Raw genomic sequence first — 14,221 nt, 5'->3', positions numbered from 1 at the left:
TCGAAGGTCATGCCAGGGGGTAACCGTGGACGATACGTTTCTCCACGCTGATGGCCAGCGTCTCGGCGCCGAAACGCTGAAAGATGCCCAAAGCCTTGCGCCACCGATGCGCTGCCTCCTGCGCTCGGCCCGCCGCGAACGAAGCGTCTCCCTGAGCTCTTAGCGCCAGTGCCTCCAAGTGCTCATGCCTGATCGCTCTGGCGAGCAGCAGGCCCTCGTCGGCGCACTCCGTCGCCGACCGGAGCTCGTTCAGCCGGCAGTACACCTCACTGAGACGAATCAAACAGCCGGCACGCACGAAGTCCTGTTCCCCTCCCGGAAGCAGGTCCAATGCGTGTTGGTAACCCACTACGGCGTCATTCAGCAGACCTTGGCGCGCCAGAACCTGACTGTGTCGGTACAGGGCGAGGGCTTCACCCTGCCGATCGCCGAGCTCGCGGAACAAAAGTACCTGTCGCACGGAGTCTCTTACGGTCTGTTCGTCCATTCCTTGACCGAGCAGGCGACACTGGACGGCGTTTCCCAGCACCAAAGCCTCGAGGGACAGGTTGCCCAGTGATTTCGCGGCGGCCGCAGCCTCCCTGTACCGCTGAAGAGCGGTACCCGGGTCACGGTAATCGAGGACAATAGCCTTCACATTCAGCGACATGGCGTAGACATCGGCTTCTCGGTCACGTGAAGCTTCGAGTGCTCGGTTCACCTGGTCCTCCGCCTCGTTCAGGCGGCCGACTTCCGCCAGTGCGCCGCCGAGGATGTAGCGGGCGCGGCCCTCGGCGCGGGGGTCGCGGGCGCGGGAGGCCGCGTCGGCGATCAGGGTGGCGACGGGGATGATCTGATTCCACAGATGGGCGTTCATCAAGACGGCGTCGAGAAGCAGGAGAAGCGTCGCGGCACGGTCGGTGTGCGAGGAAGCGGTCTGTGTCAGAAGCGTCAGGATGTCGTCGAGAGTGGACGAACTCCAGGCGAGGGCGTCGCTGACGCTGTCGAAGCACCTCGCTCCCGGCGCTTGGGGAAGCAGCGGCCGTGCGACCGTGTGTCCAGGACGGATGACGCGGTAGGACTCGGCTGCATCGACCAGGTGCTGGTCGAGGAGGCGGCCCAGAGCGGCGTGACGGGCCCGGTCGCTGTCCGTCTCCAGGGCCAGACGCCGGGCGAAAAGGCGGACCAGGTCGTGGTAGCGGTACCGGTCCAGAGCGGGTGATTCCAGAAGTCCGACAGCGACCAGTCGCTCAAGGATGATCTTCGCGGACCCGCTCGGGATGTCGAGCACGGCGCACGCCGTCCGCAGGTCGTACACGCCGTGAGTCGGCAGCGCGAGCAGCCTCAGGGTCTGGCGCGCGAGCGGGTCCAACTGGCCGTAACCCAGTGCGAAGCTGGCTTCCACGGTGACGGTGTCCACGGTCAGTTCCGAGAGCCGATGCCGTTCGTCCGTGAGGCGGCCGGCCAACTCGGTGAGCGGCCACTCGGGGCGGGCGGCCAGGCGCGACCCGACGATGCGCACCGCCAGCGGCAGACCGCCGCAGGCCGTGAGGATGCGGCGGGCCGTGTGCGGCTCCGCGTCGACGCGCGCGGCTCCCACCAACCGTGTGAACAGTCGCATCGCCACTTCGCCGGACATCGCGCCGAGAACGACACGCAGACTGACCGGGAGGGTGGCCAGACCGTTCCGGCTGGTGATGATCACCGCGCAGGTCGAGGCGCCCGGCAACAGGGGCATCACCTGGTGCATATCGGCGGCGTTGTCAAGAACGATCAGTACGCGCTGCTGGGCGAGCCGGGAGCGGTACAGCGCCGCGCGCTCGGAGAGGTCGGTCGGTATGTACGCGTCACGCTCGCCCAGGGCGCGGAGGAAGGACGCCAGGACAGAGGCGGGGTCGAGGGGGGATCCGTCCGCTCCCCGGAGATCGACGTAGAGCTGCCCGTCGGGATAGGCGTGGAGGACGGTCTGCACGCTATGCATGACCAGAGAGGTCTTTCCCACTCCCCCCATGCCCGTGACCAGGACGATGGGCACCGCTTCCGGCGAGGGGCGCAGCAGGGTGTCCCGGATGCGTTCGGTCTCCTCGGTCCGGCCCGTGAAGTCGGGCACCGCGTGCGGGATCTGGCGGGGGGCGCGGTCCCGGCGGGTGGCAACCTCGGGCCGGCTGACGGCCGGCGCGGTGTGGCGCAGGATGTCGTCGTGCAACTGCTGGAGCCGGGCGTTGGGCTCGATGCCCAGTTCATGCCCCAGAAGGCGGTGCACGCGGCGGTAGGCGGCGAGAGCCTCGCCCTGTCGGCCGCTACCGTGGAGGGCCGACATCAGCAAGTAGTGCAGCCCCTCGCGCAGCGGGTGGGCCTCGACGAGGGCGGTGAGACTGGTGGCTGCGTCCGCACAGTCGCCAAGCTCCACCATGGTCTCCAGCCGTGCCTCGAGAACGTCCAGACGGCGCTCCTCCAAGCGAGAGCGTTCGGCCTCGGCGAACGGACCTGGGACGCCCAACAGGGCCGTTTCTCGCCACAGGGCCAGGGCGCGGTCGAAGAGCTGCCGCGCGGCGGCCGTCTCTCCAGCCGCCTTGCGGGCCCGGGCCTCGGCAACACTCTGCTCGAACAGCTCCCAGTCCAGAACGCCGTCGGCCAGACGGAGCGAGTATCCGCCGGGCACGGACTGCAGCATGTGCCAGGGCTCTCCCTGGAAGTGCGCCGGCTCCAGCAGATGCCGCAGTCGCCAGACGTAGGTACGGACGACGGCTTCCGGACGCTGTGGCGGAGACTCCCACAGTGCCCCCACGAGGTCGTCCATGCTCACCGCACGACCGTGCCTCAGTACGAGGACGGCGGCCACGGCCCGTTGCTGGGGCGATCCGAGTTCCAGTTCCCGCCCGCCGCGGCGCGCCCGAAGAGGACCGAGCACCGAAAAGTGGGTACTCGGTATCCCCGTTGCCTCCATGGTGAACCTCATCATTGCTCGGAAACTGTCCGGCTCCTCCAGTCTCGGAACCAGCCAGGTAGTGACGTCACGGAAACTCCTGCATGATATCCACTGAAAGCCCTCTGAGCTGCGCTTTCTCCCTTCAAGTGGCTCTCGTGAGCCTCGTCGGGAAGGCAACGGGGACGGCTACCGGCGTGGCCGTATAGGCATCGGCTGCCGATGCGAGGAACCGCTGGCTCCGGGACCGTGGAAGACACGCCGCGCGCACATCGTGTCCTGCGCGAGCGCACAGCGCCTGCGCGGAGAGGCCCACGCCTGCTCTTCGGGCGCCGTGAACGGGCTCGATCACCCAGGGAGAATGTTTCCGTGCCGTCGTTGCAGCAATTGACTGATGTTTCACATGCCTCCGACACCGTCCTGCCGGAGGCGGAGCTGGTCGCCCGAGCCGGCGCCCTCGTTTCCCTTCTGAGGACGAACGCGGAGCGGACGGAGCGGGACCGCCGTGTCGCACCGGAGAATCTCGAAGGACTGCGTGGGGCCGGCCTACTCCGGCTGACGACGCCGAGTGCGTACGGCGGTGTGGGGGCGTCCATTCGTACGCAGGTGGAAGTGGGGCTGGCACTGGGGCGCGGCTGTCCTTCCACCGCCTGGGTCGCGGGCATCTTCAACGGCGTGAGGCCGATGACGTTGATGCTGTCGGATGCCGCGCGTGAGGAGTTCTATCAGGAGGGACCCGACTCTGTGGCCTGCTCAGTGGCGAGCGTGCACGGAGAAGCCGTCCGCACGGAGGGCGGCCTGCGGCTGTCCGGGACCTGGGCGGCTGCTTCGGGGTGCGAGGACGCCCACTGGGCACTGCTCGGGGTCCCTCTGCCGGGCATCGCGGGCGCTCCGCCGTCCGGTGCGACCGTGCTCGTTCCGCTGCAGGATCTGGAGGTGAAGGACACGTGGCACGTGGCGGGCATGCGAGGGACGGGCAGCCAGAGCTTGGTGGCCGACGCTGTCCTGATCCCGGATCACCGCGTCATCGGCGCGGCAGTCGCGCCGAGCGGCGGCTCGGGGGGCGGCTTCCCGGCGGCTCTGAAGATCGGGGCGACACTGAACCTGCTGGCGCCGGTTGTCGGTGCGGCACTTGGCGGGCTCGACATCGTACGTGAGGTCCTCGACTCCGGTAAGGGAATCATCGCTTCTGTCTACCGGGACACCAAGGCGTCCCCCTCCGCGCAGATGTGGTTGGGCGAGGCGGATCACCTGACCTCACGGGCCGCACGGCTCATCGCGTCGGTCGCCGATGCCGCCGATGCCTCGATGGTGGGCGATCCCCTGTCTCTCCAGGAGCGCTCCGCGCTCCGGATGGACATGGTCGCGTCGACCGAATACGCCCGCGCCGCCATGAGCAGGCTGCTCGATCTGACCGGCAGTTCCGCCTTCTCCGACGCGCATCCGCTGCAGCGGTACTGGCGGGACATGGAGACCGGAGCCCGCCATGTGCAGTTCAATCCGTTCATCACTCGGGAGGACTACGGCCGGGTAGCCGTCGGCATCGGGTCCCCTGTCTCTCTCCTGGTATGAGCCTTCATCCATGTGACGCCCGCCACCGGGACGTTCGGGGGCGGGCGGGCAGGGACGAGCGTGGAACATTCTCTGCGTGCCTTCCTTCTCAGGGGCGGCCAGGCAATCGTGCGAAGAAAGCGGGACAGGCCTCGCCGAACGGATAGTTCTGGGGGACGGAGGAGACGTCCCTCAACGCGCCGGACCGTGCCTGCTACGGGATCCAACGCCCGGCCAACGGAAGCGGTCGGCCCGGCACGCGTCTTGCACGGCTCCGTTCGCCCCCTCCGAAGGGGCTGCTTGCCCATGCGCACAAATGCCACGACGACAGCGACCGCGGCATTGTCGACCTGTCTGCTGGCGGCACAGCTCGCTGCACCTCATCGACAGGCACACGCCGACACCGGTTCGCCGGCGCGGGAACAACACTTCCGCTCGTCGACACGTTCCTGCTCATCGTGGAGGTGTTCACCAGCCCTGCTGCCACCCACCGCCTGGCCGGGAACCGTCCAGCATCGGTCTTCAGCGGCTTGAGCCCCGGTACGCCGGTAGGAACCGGCCGAGGGCGCGGCCACACGGTGTACCGGCCGATGCGATTCTGCGGGAAGGGACGCGGCGAAACCTTGGGAAGGGTCTCAAGCAGACGTCCCTTGACGGTCTTTCCGAGGTGCCGCTCCGGGGGCTGGCACCTCTGCAGCGACCGCCAAGTCTTCCGCGGCTCCCCCCAGACCTGACGGTGGATGGCGGGGAGGAGCAGGTGGTATCGCCGGCACGTTCATAGGCCGGCGGCGTTCACCTGCTCCTCCCGTGGCGGGTAGGACCGGACCGGGACGGACCGGCACCGCGATGGTCAGGTGAGCGGGGCGGCGGTGGGAAGGGCGGCGAGGACGGACGGGTAGGTCGTACGGACCGCGGCCGTGTTGAAGCCGAACTTGTCGAGGGCGGCGGGGGTGATCTCACGCTTGGAGCCGTTGGAGACGAGGTAGATGGTGGCATCGTCGGTGCTGCGGGCGAGATAAGCGTAGGCGGTGAGCGATCCGCCGTCGGTGATGTTCGCGGTGGTGAGCACGAGCCGTACCCCGTCGGTGGTGCGGAAGAGGGCGTTGTAGGTGACGGTGCTGGGGATCAGGTGCCGCTTGCCGTCCAGGACGAGGTAGACGTCATCGGTGTTGACCCCCTTGATCCGCAGGCCGTTCAGCTCGGGGAAGAGTTCCCCCTGGGTGTGAACGTCGGCCGTGAGGACGGGCTTGGCCTGGGCCTGCGGGGTCACGGCGTGGGCCGAGAGGACGGTGCCGGCGGTGACGGCTCCCAGGGTGGCGAGCACGACGGCGACTCGCGGCATGAGGGACTGCTTGTTCATGGTGATTCTCCGATCGACGTCCGGGGTGGGTGGAACCGGGGGGATCCCGGGCCTCCACACCTTCGATGTAGTTGAAATCTAACCTAGTTAAGTTGATGCGTCAACAACTGCTCCGCGGTCGACACCGTTAGAGAGGCACAGAACCTGACGCAGCGTCTCCCGCGGCTGCCCGACCGGCCGTTTCGCTCAGATCGCGCGAGGCTTGCCGTACTCCGGAACGGAGATGCAAGCCGAGGAGACAGCGCGGCGCCGACCGGCCAGCCGGCCGGTCAAGGCGCCTGCGAGACCCGGTTCGCGAACGAGGATGCGGGGACGCCCCTCCCGGCCGACGTGCTGCGGCACGGCCACCGCCAGCGGCTGGAGGTGGACCGGACGCCGAAACCATCACCCACTCGCCGCGGGCGGACCGGTTCGAGGCCCATGCCCCCTTCCGGGACGGTCTTCGCCGAGGCTCCCGGTAACGGCATCGACCGGGTTGGTGACCGAGCGGTCGGAAGCCCTGCCCCGCCGAGCATGTCGGGTTCCGGAGTACTCGGGACCGGCGCGCCGGAGGCCGTGCCGAAGCGCTCGACCATGCGGCTCGACGTGGCCAGGGAACCGCGGATCTCCACGACCACTTCGACCGACGTCGACGAACACGGAGGAGGACCAGGAGCAGGGCCCCTGGTCCTCCTCGCACGCATCCGGACCTACGCGAAGTTGCGCGGTGCGATCTGGTCCGCAGGAACCCTACCCAGCTTGCCCTTCTCGAAGTCCTCCACCGCCTGCAAGATCTCCTTGCGGCTGTTCATGACGAATGGACCGTAGTGCGCGATGGGCTCACGGATGGGCAAGCCGCCGAGCAGCAACACCTCGAAGGCCTCGGGCGCTTTCCGCGCGGCCCTCAGGGTCACATGGTCACCGGGCCCGAACACGGCGAGTTGACCGGCAGAGAGCGGACGCCCCTCCGCACCGACGGATCCGTGACCCGTCAGAACGTAGGCCATGGCGCTGTACGCCGGGTTCCACGGCGTGGACAGCTGGGCGTCCGCCGCGAGCGAGGCGTGGGCGTAGGTGATCGGCGTGTGGGTGACACCGGGTCCGACATGGCCCGCGAGGTCACCCGCGATCAGGCGTACTAGCGCACCACCGTCGTCGGACGTGAGCATGCGCAGAGCGTCTCCGGTGATCGACTGGTAGCGGGGCCGGGTCATCTTGAGTGCCGCGGGGAGATTGACCCACAACTGGACCGCGTGCATGCGGCCGCCGGCCTTGTACATGCGTTCCGTCGGCAGCTCATCGTGCAGAATTCCGCTGCCGGCCGTCATCCACTGGGTGTCGCCCTCCCCTATGACACCTCCGCCGCCATTGGTGTCGTGGTGGGCGATCTCGCCATCCATGATGTAGGTGACGGTCTCGAAGCCGCGGTGCGGATGCCACGGGGCTCCGGTGGCGGCACCGGGGTCGTAGTACTGGGGCCCCAGGTGATCCATGAACAGGAACGGGTCGGCGTCCCGCATGGACAGGCGTCCCGGGAAAGGCCTACGGACCTCGAATCCCGCCCCTTCGAGCTGACGGTGGGCCGTGACGATGCCGGAGACCCGACGGGCGGAGGAGCCGTCCGCCGCCGGGCGCGGGATGCGCGGCAGGGTCAGGGGGTTGTCGACGGTGACAGCAGGCATGGTGATCCCTTCCTGGGGTCGATCCATCCATTTACGTGATGCGTCAACATATTCGTTTATTGTTCAACTTTCAACCATGGATCGCAGCCCGCTCTCGGTTAACGGAGTGTCGGCGGGCCGGTTCAGCAGCTCGCCCAGAGCGGCGACGCCGAGGCGCCGAAGGGCCGAAGGGCGAGTACGGACGCGGCCGACCGTCCGCGGTCGCGACCGGAATGTCCAGTGCCACCGCCGAGGAGACGCGTCCGCGCGTTCCAGACCAGGCCAACGGGAGGCGTCACGCTGCCCCGACCCGCCGTTCCTTTCACGCGGGCCGCCGGTCCGAGAAGCGCACCACGTGTGGCACGGTGCAGAACCACAGAAACCGCGATCCGATGACCGCAGCACTCATGGCGGTCGCCCCGACCGCGGCTTGCAGTAGATGTGTGACGGCCAGCGCCTCGACCGCGGCCGTCAACTGAACGCCGACCAGGACGAACAGAACGCTGCCGAGGAGGTGGCTGACGGTCTCCCGGAGAGCCGTGGCCTGGACGCGGGCGTCGGGGTTGATCACTCATGGCTGCCGACCGCACCGCAGGTGACGACGGCGAGGCCCGAAACGTGCGCGAGTTCGGCGGACAGGAAGGCGAAGAACAGTGCGGACCGAGAACGCCGCGCAGCAGCGGATCACCGACCCGGCGCCTCACACCTTCGAGGAGAAGGGCGACGGCGACCCCGATGGCAATGCCGCCGACTCGGCACCCGACAGGACGCAGTGCGGTGCCTCCCCAGCCGAAGGGGCGCCGTCGGCCATCACCTCGATGGCGATGGCGAGCAGCACCAGGGCGGTGGATTGCACAGCGATGGTGCGCGGGGCAGGGCGGATCTCGCGCACCAAGGGGGTCAGAGTCTCCCCGGTACAACAACGCGGGGAGGAGCAGGAGAAGGGCCACTTCGAGCGGGAGGGTGACGCTTCGGTGTGCCGATGCCCGCAGGAGTTACGGGGATTCCTCTGTTTCGACCTCGACCGCGGCAAGAATGCGGTCGAGGAAGCGACCGAGGAGGCGGACCTCGTCGGCGTCGAGCGGGTCGAAGAAGAGTCGCCGCACCGTCTGCGCGTGGCGGGGCGCGGCCTCCTCGATAGCCTTTCGGCCGGCGGGGGTGAGTCGGACCATGGAGCCGCGTGCGTCGTCGGCGCATGCCTCGCGCGTTACGAGCCCCCGCTTCTCCATCCGGCTGACCTGGTGGGAGAGTCGACTGCGCTCCCAGTCGACCTCAGCCCCCAGCTCCCTGGCTCGAAGCAGGCCCTCGGGGGATTCGGACAGAGGGGCGAGAAGCGCGTAATCGGCCGCGGAGAGCCCTGAATCACGCATGAGCTGTCGCTCCTGAGCCTTGTGCAGGTCGCGGCGCAGGCGCCGGTACTTCGCCCACACATCGGCTTCTTGGGCGCTCAGCCACTGCGGTTCAGTCATGAAGAAAGCCTACCATATTGTTGACATATCACTGAAATGTCCCGGCCGGCATTACGGCACAGGTGCCGAGGACAGGGAAAGCGATCCGCCTGGCCGGTCGCATCCAGAGACTAGGTGGTTACTGCCGACGCGACCGGATGCGCGGCTGTGCGAGTGTCGATACGGGCCACCTGTCCGGTACCGCCCGAAACATCCGTATGCCCAGCACACTTAGGGACACCATGAGCCTGACCACCCCTCTCCGATCGCTATTCCGCACAGCCCTCGGCAACTGGGTCTCGCGTTTCTACCTGGCTGTCGTAGCAGCCCTGCTGGTGTGGTCCTGGGCGGACGCGGCCTTCGTGACCCAGGCCGACTCCTCGTTCGCCGGCATCTACCCCGTTCTCGCCACCGCCCCCGTGAGCGTGGCACTGCTGGCGATCGACGCCTTCTCGGGACCGGCCTTCCCGCTGATCGTCACAGCCTGCGCTCTGCTGAACTCCTGGCTGATCGGGCTCACGATGCGCCGGATCAGCGGCGCGCGCTAGCGATACAGCGCCGGCCCACCACGGAACCGAACGACGACCCCGCTACCAAAGCTCTCATCACTCTCTTGCACCAGGAGATCCCCATGACCGCTGTCGTGATCGACAACCCTTCGGAATCGCGCTTCGAACTGCACGAGGACGGGAAGCTGGCCGGCTTCGCGGAGTACCACGCCTTCAAGGACGAAATCGCCTTCCTGCACACCGAGATCGGCAAACAGTACGGCGGCCGGGGTCTCGCAGGACAGCTCATCGGCGCCGCTCTCGACACGGCAGAAGAACGCCACCTGCGAGTACTGCCCTACTGCCCTTTCGTGCGCCGGTACATCTCCAAGCACCCTCGGTACACCGACCTGGTGCCGCAGGACGACCGCGCCAGGTTCGGGCTGTGACACGGTGAGCAACTTCGAAACGGCGCCGGCCGTCCACACGCGCGGAGGCCGGGAAGAGGTCTCCGCCCACCCCACCCACGAGTTGCTGAAGCCGAGGATCACTCCTCTTGGGGGGAGCACCATCGTCCGCAGGCTGCTGCCGAACCTAGGGCGCAGGATGGTGGGAGCCTGGTGCTTCGTGGACCACTACGGACCTGACGACATCGCCGACGAACCCGGCATGTGGGTCCCTCCCCATCCGCACACCGGCCTGCAGACAGTCAGCTGGCTGCACGAAGGGGACGTCCTGCACCGCGACAGCGTCGGCAGTCTGCAGACCATCCGGGCCCGCGAGCTGGGACTCATGACCGCAGGCCGGGCCATCGCCCACGCCGAACAGTCCCCCCGCGCGCACGCGCCACTTCTGCACGGGGCCCAACTGTGGATCGCCCTTCCGAACTCCCATCGCCACGTCTCCCCCTCCTTCGAGCACCACACAGGTCTGCCCCGGATCACGACACGCTCCGGGCTGCGAGGAACGGTCATCCTCGGCGAGGTCGACGGTGCGCCCTCCCCCGGCACCACCTACTCACCACTGGTGGGAGTGGATCTCGCCCTCCCCGAAGGCGCCTCCGCGAGACTTCCACTGGAGCCCGACTTCGAATACGCGGTGCTGACCATGTCCGGGTCCTGCCACGTGGACGGCGTCCCGCTGGACCCCGGCTCCATGCTGTACCTGGGGTGCGGCCGCAGGGAGCTACCGTTGCGGGCGTCCACGGACAGCGGCCTGCTGTTGCTGGGTGGCGAGCCGTTCGACGAGAAGATCATCATGTGGTGGAACTTCATCGGCCGAACCGGCGAGGAGATCGCCCAGGCCCGCACGGACTGGAACGCCGGACAGGGCTTCGGCACCGTCCACGGCTTCGACGGCGCCCCCACGCCCGCTCCGGAACTGCCTGAGGCACAACTCAAGGCCCGAGGCCGTGTCCGTTGAGCACAATGAGACGGTCTGAGCTCGAAGTGTGAAGAACACACTCACCCCTTCGGCGCGACCATCGGCTCGTTTCCGTTAGTCTCCCTCGACCGAGAGTGGTACGGCGGAGTCGGTCGTAGCCGCCACCGCTGCGGCGGTGCACATGGGCGCCGGGCGCCGGCGCGACGCCCAGGTGTTCAGCGCTCTCGTCAGCGACGTGCCGGCCCCCGCGCCGCTGCCCCGGCTGGAGCGGGGATCGCGTTGCGCGCGCTGAAGGAGCCCAGGGCCTGGCTGTCTGCGGGATCATCCGTCGCCCCGCGCACCTGTCGGTGTGCTCACGCAGACCAGGTCGTGACGCGGCAGCTCTGCAGGCGACGGTACGAGGCACGTCATGCCCACGTTCTACGTAGGTATCGCCGATGCTGCCGCCAACCGCCACTGACATGCTGAAACGCGGGCCGCCGAGGCGGATGACCGGCCGGGGCCGGAGGCGACCGCGCCACGGCCCGGAGTGACGCAGACGGATCAGGCCCCGGGGAAGCGGAGTGGCTCGTGGCAAGGTTCTACGGCCGTGACGAGGAGCTGACGTTCTTGCGCACGCTGTTCGCGAGGGCCCGAGCCGGGCACGGCGGCGCGCTGACTGTCCGCGGCGAGCCCGGCATCGGCAAGACCACGCTCCTGAAGCACGCCCTGGCCACCGTCTCGAAACCCGTTGAGGTGTTGTGGGCGAGCGGCTCACAGTGGGAAACCGACTTCGCGTACGCGACTCTGCATCAGTTGTGCGGACCGCTGCTGGTCCCGTCAGATGACGATGCCAGCCGCCATCTGGTCGTTCTGCAGAGGGCGTTCGGCTTTCGGGACGGTACGGCACCCGACGCGGTGGGGGTGGCGTCGGCGTTCGCCTCGCTCGCGGCCTCCGGCTCAGCGCGCGGGCCCCTGGTGTGCGTGGTGGACGATGTCCAGTGGGCGGATCCGGCCTCCGCACACGTCCTCAAGATCGCCGCCTCCCGTGCCGAGGTGGACGGGTTCGTGCTGGTGCTCGTCGCCCGTGACTCGGACGAGGCAGCTTTCCTCGCGGCTCTGCCGCGCCTGACGCTCACCGGTCTCCCTGAGCGGGATGCCCGTGCCCTGCTGCGGACGGAGTTCCGCGCTCCCCTCGACGAACGGGTGTACGAGCGGGTTCTGGCCGAGGCCCGCGGCAATCCGCTCGCCCTGCTGGAACTGCCGCGCAGTGTCGGGTACGCCGACCTCACCGAGCGCCCCGACGCCCGTACTGTTCTGTCTGCCCGGATCGAGGGGAGCGTGCAGGAACGGGCCGCACTCCTCACGCAGCCGGCCCGGTCGCTCCTACTCGCGGCAGCCACTGACCCGTCGGGGGATCCGGAATTGCTGCGGCGGACAGCCGTCGAGCTGGGAGTCGACCATGACAGTGCGGTCCAGGCGCTGACCATGGCGGAGTTCCTGGACGTGGGCGGACATGTGCGCTTCCGCCATCCGCTGGTGCGATCAGCCGTGTACCGAGCTGCCCACGCGGAGGACCGCCGACGTGTACACCTGGCGCTGGCAGACGTGATGGACTCCGCATCGGATTCCGACCGGATCGCATGGCACCGAGCTCAGGCAGCCACCGAACCCGATGAGGGACTGGCCGCCGCCTTGGAGCACGCGGCGAACCTGGCCCGGGAACGTGCCGGCGTCGCCGCCGCCGGCGCGTTCCTGGAACGGTCCGCCGCGCTCAGTCCCGACCCGGCGCGGAAGGCCGAACGCGCCTTGGCGGCCGCCGAGGAGAAGACCGCTGCCGACGAGCGCGACACGGCGCTCGACCTGCTCGCCACCGCCGAGGCCGGTCCTCTCGATGCCCAGCAGCGGGCGCGGGCTCACTTGGCCCGCGCCCGCATCGCCGCCGTGCGGTGCTCGAAGCACGAGGCTGTGCTGCACTTGGTGAGGGTCGCCCACCGGACCGAGGCTACGGCGCCGCACCTGGCGAGCGAAGCCCGTCTCGATGCGCTCGGGCTGGCCGTGCTGGCTGGTCGAGGCAGCGAGGCCATTCGACAGACCCTCGCCGCCCTGTCTGCACCGCAGCCCACGGTCGCTGTTTCGTCCGCCGACACCTTCCTCGACTGCCTGACCGCTTGGCTTCGCGGTGATACGCCGGACTTGCGAGAAGCCTTGCACGCGCTCCGACGTGATCCTCGCATCGGTGTCCGACACCCTGTGCTGTCCGCGCTGGTGTGGACGGAGTTGTGGGAGTGGGAGGCCCTGCTCGGCGCGGCACGGCAGCATGTCGTGACGGCGCGGCGGTACGGTCCCTTCACCGGGCTGTCCCAGGCCCTCACCGTGTTGGCCTTGGCAACGGCCCTCGCTGGGGACACCAAGGCGGCGTCGGAACTCGTCCGTGAGACCGAGGCCCTCGCCGAGGCCACAGGAACGGCCCCGCTGCCGCACGCACGGCTGTACCTGTCGGCCCTCGAGGGTGGGCCTGGCGCGGGCGACCTGCTCACCGCGGCTGCCGACCAGGCGCACAAAGCGGGCGAAGGTCTGCTGTACGCCACCGCCTGGTGGTGCACGGCGCTGCTGCACAACAGCACGGGTGATTACGCCGCCGCTCTGACGGCTGCCCGCACCGCTGTCAGAGCCGGCGAACCGGGTGTCACCTGTCTCGCCCTGACGGAACTGGTCGAGGCGGCGGTACGGTGCGGCGCCCCGGACGAGGCGGCGGCGGCCGTGGCGCAGTTGACTGCGCGGACCGCGGTTGCGGTCACACCGATCGGCCAAGGGATCGGACACGCCGTGCGGGCGCTGGTCGCAGACGGCACAGGGGCGGAGCGGCACTACGAGGAGGCGCTGGCCTCGCTGACGCGGACGAGCGCGGTCGTGCCCACAGCCCGAGCACACCTGCAATACGGCGCGTGGTTGCGGCGCCAGGGACGGCGGCAGGACGCCCGGGCGCACTTGAGCACGGCCTCGCGAATGTTCTCTGCCGCTGGTGCCGACGCGTTCGCGTCCCAGGCGACGGCGGAGCTCCGCGCCACCGGGGCCTTGGCAGTGCGGCGCGCTCCGGGCGACTGCCCGGATCAGCTCACGCACCAAGAAGCCCGCGTTGCTCAGCTGGCGGGTAACGGCAGCACGTCCAAGGAGATCGGAATGCATCTGCATCTGAGTCCCCGCACGGTCGACGCGCATCTGCGCAGCATTTTCCGCAAGCTGGGCATCACCTCCCGTCGGCAGCTGCGTGACTTGGCGGCGCAGCAGGGGGATCCGCAGCACACGCAGCTGCCGATCGGGTGACCCGCGGCAGGCGCGGGTCACCTGGTCCGGCTCGCGCCGAGTGGATGACCGCCCGGCGCGTACGGTCTGCGTCCCCGGTGCAGGTCGACCGAGCGGGTTCCAGCCGCCGGGTGTGCGTGCAGCGGCAGCTCGCTGCTCTG

Annotated in this window: 11 protein-coding genes; 5 read left to right on the top strand and 6 right to left on the bottom strand. The window is 68.8% G+C overall.

Features of this window, described 5'->3' with window-relative positions:
• Nucleotides 1–7: 7 nt before the first annotated feature.
• Nucleotides 8–2,926: a BTAD domain-containing putative transcriptional regulator gene (locus ABZY12_RS24390; RefSeq protein WP_356893742.1), complete on the bottom strand. Its 2,919-nt coding sequence runs from the start codon at nucleotides 2,924–2,926 to the stop codon at nucleotides 8–10.
• A gap of 348 nt (nucleotides 2,927–3,274) precedes the next feature.
• Between ABZY12_RS24390 and ABZY12_RS24385 the strand changes: the two genes are divergently transcribed.
• Complete coding sequence (locus ABZY12_RS24385) at nucleotides 3,275–4,477, top strand: acyl-CoA dehydrogenase family protein (RefSeq protein ID WP_356893740.1); 1,203 nt, start codon at nucleotides 3,275–3,277, stop codon at nucleotides 4,475–4,477.
• 829 nt (nucleotides 4,478–5,306) lie between these two features.
• Here ABZY12_RS24385 and ABZY12_RS24380 read toward each other — a convergent pair.
• The 5 genes from ABZY12_RS24380 to ABZY12_RS24360 form a co-directional block, all read right to left on the bottom strand.
• The gene (locus tag ABZY12_RS24380; protein ID WP_356893738.1) at nucleotides 5,307–5,816 is read right to left on the bottom strand and encodes a hypothetical protein; all 510 of its coding nucleotides are present in this window, start codon (nucleotides 5,814–5,816) and stop codon (nucleotides 5,307–5,309) included.
• Between the two features lie 689 nt (nucleotides 5,817–6,505).
• Nucleotides 6,506–7,477 (bottom strand): pirin family protein, encoded by a 972-nt coding sequence (locus tag ABZY12_RS24375; protein WP_356893736.1) that lies wholly within the window; start codon nucleotides 7,475–7,477, stop codon nucleotides 6,506–6,508.
• Between the two features lie 301 nt (nucleotides 7,478–7,778).
• On the bottom strand, nucleotides 7,779–8,027 hold the full coding sequence (locus ABZY12_RS24370; protein WP_356893734.1) for a hypothetical protein: 249 nt from the start codon (nucleotides 8,025–8,027) through the stop codon (nucleotides 7,779–7,781).
• Between the two features lie 129 nt (nucleotides 8,028–8,156).
• Complete coding sequence (locus tag ABZY12_RS24365) at nucleotides 8,157–8,351, bottom strand: hypothetical protein (protein WP_356893732.1); 195 nt, start codon at nucleotides 8,349–8,351, stop codon at nucleotides 8,157–8,159.
• 100 nt (nucleotides 8,352–8,451) lie between these two features.
• Complete coding sequence (locus tag ABZY12_RS24360; protein ID WP_356893730.1) at nucleotides 8,452–8,925, bottom strand: MarR family winged helix-turn-helix transcriptional regulator; 474 nt, start codon at nucleotides 8,923–8,925, stop codon at nucleotides 8,452–8,454.
• A gap of 221 nt (nucleotides 8,926–9,146) precedes the next feature.
• Here ABZY12_RS24360 and ABZY12_RS24355 point away from each other — a divergent pair, with 221 nt between their 5' ends.
• The 4 genes from ABZY12_RS24355 (at nucleotide 9,147) to ABZY12_RS24340 (ending at nucleotide 14,081) form a co-directional block, all read left to right on the top strand.
• Nucleotides 9,147–9,452: a hypothetical protein gene (locus tag ABZY12_RS24355; RefSeq protein ID WP_356893728.1), complete on the top strand. Its 306-nt coding sequence runs from the start codon at nucleotides 9,147–9,149 to the stop codon at nucleotides 9,450–9,452.
• An 83-nt stretch (nucleotides 9,453–9,535) separates the two neighbouring features.
• A complete protein-coding gene (locus tag ABZY12_RS24350; RefSeq protein WP_356893726.1) occupies nucleotides 9,536–9,841 on the top strand; it encodes a GNAT family N-acetyltransferase in 306 nt (101 codons plus the stop codon).
• Nucleotides 9,842–9,845: 4 nt separating this feature from the next.
• Nucleotides 9,846–10,814: a pirin family protein gene (locus ABZY12_RS24345; protein WP_356893724.1), complete on the top strand. Its 969-nt coding sequence runs from the start codon at nucleotides 9,846–9,848 to the stop codon at nucleotides 10,812–10,814.
• A 531-nt stretch (nucleotides 10,815–11,345) separates the two neighbouring features.
• The gene (locus ABZY12_RS24340; protein ID WP_356893722.1) at nucleotides 11,346–14,081 is read left to right on the top strand and encodes an AAA family ATPase; all 2,736 of its coding nucleotides are present in this window, start codon (nucleotides 11,346–11,348) and stop codon (nucleotides 14,079–14,081) included.
• Nucleotides 14,082–14,221: the final 140 nt, after the last annotated feature.

It is taken from the genome of Streptomyces sp. NPDC006551, assembly GCF_040611675.1.
Lineage (GTDB): Bacteria > Actinomycetota > Actinomycetes > Streptomycetales > Streptomycetaceae > Streptomyces.
The sequence above is the reverse complement of the archived record's forward strand: the minus strand, read 5'-3'. Positions and strand labels throughout refer to the sequence as shown.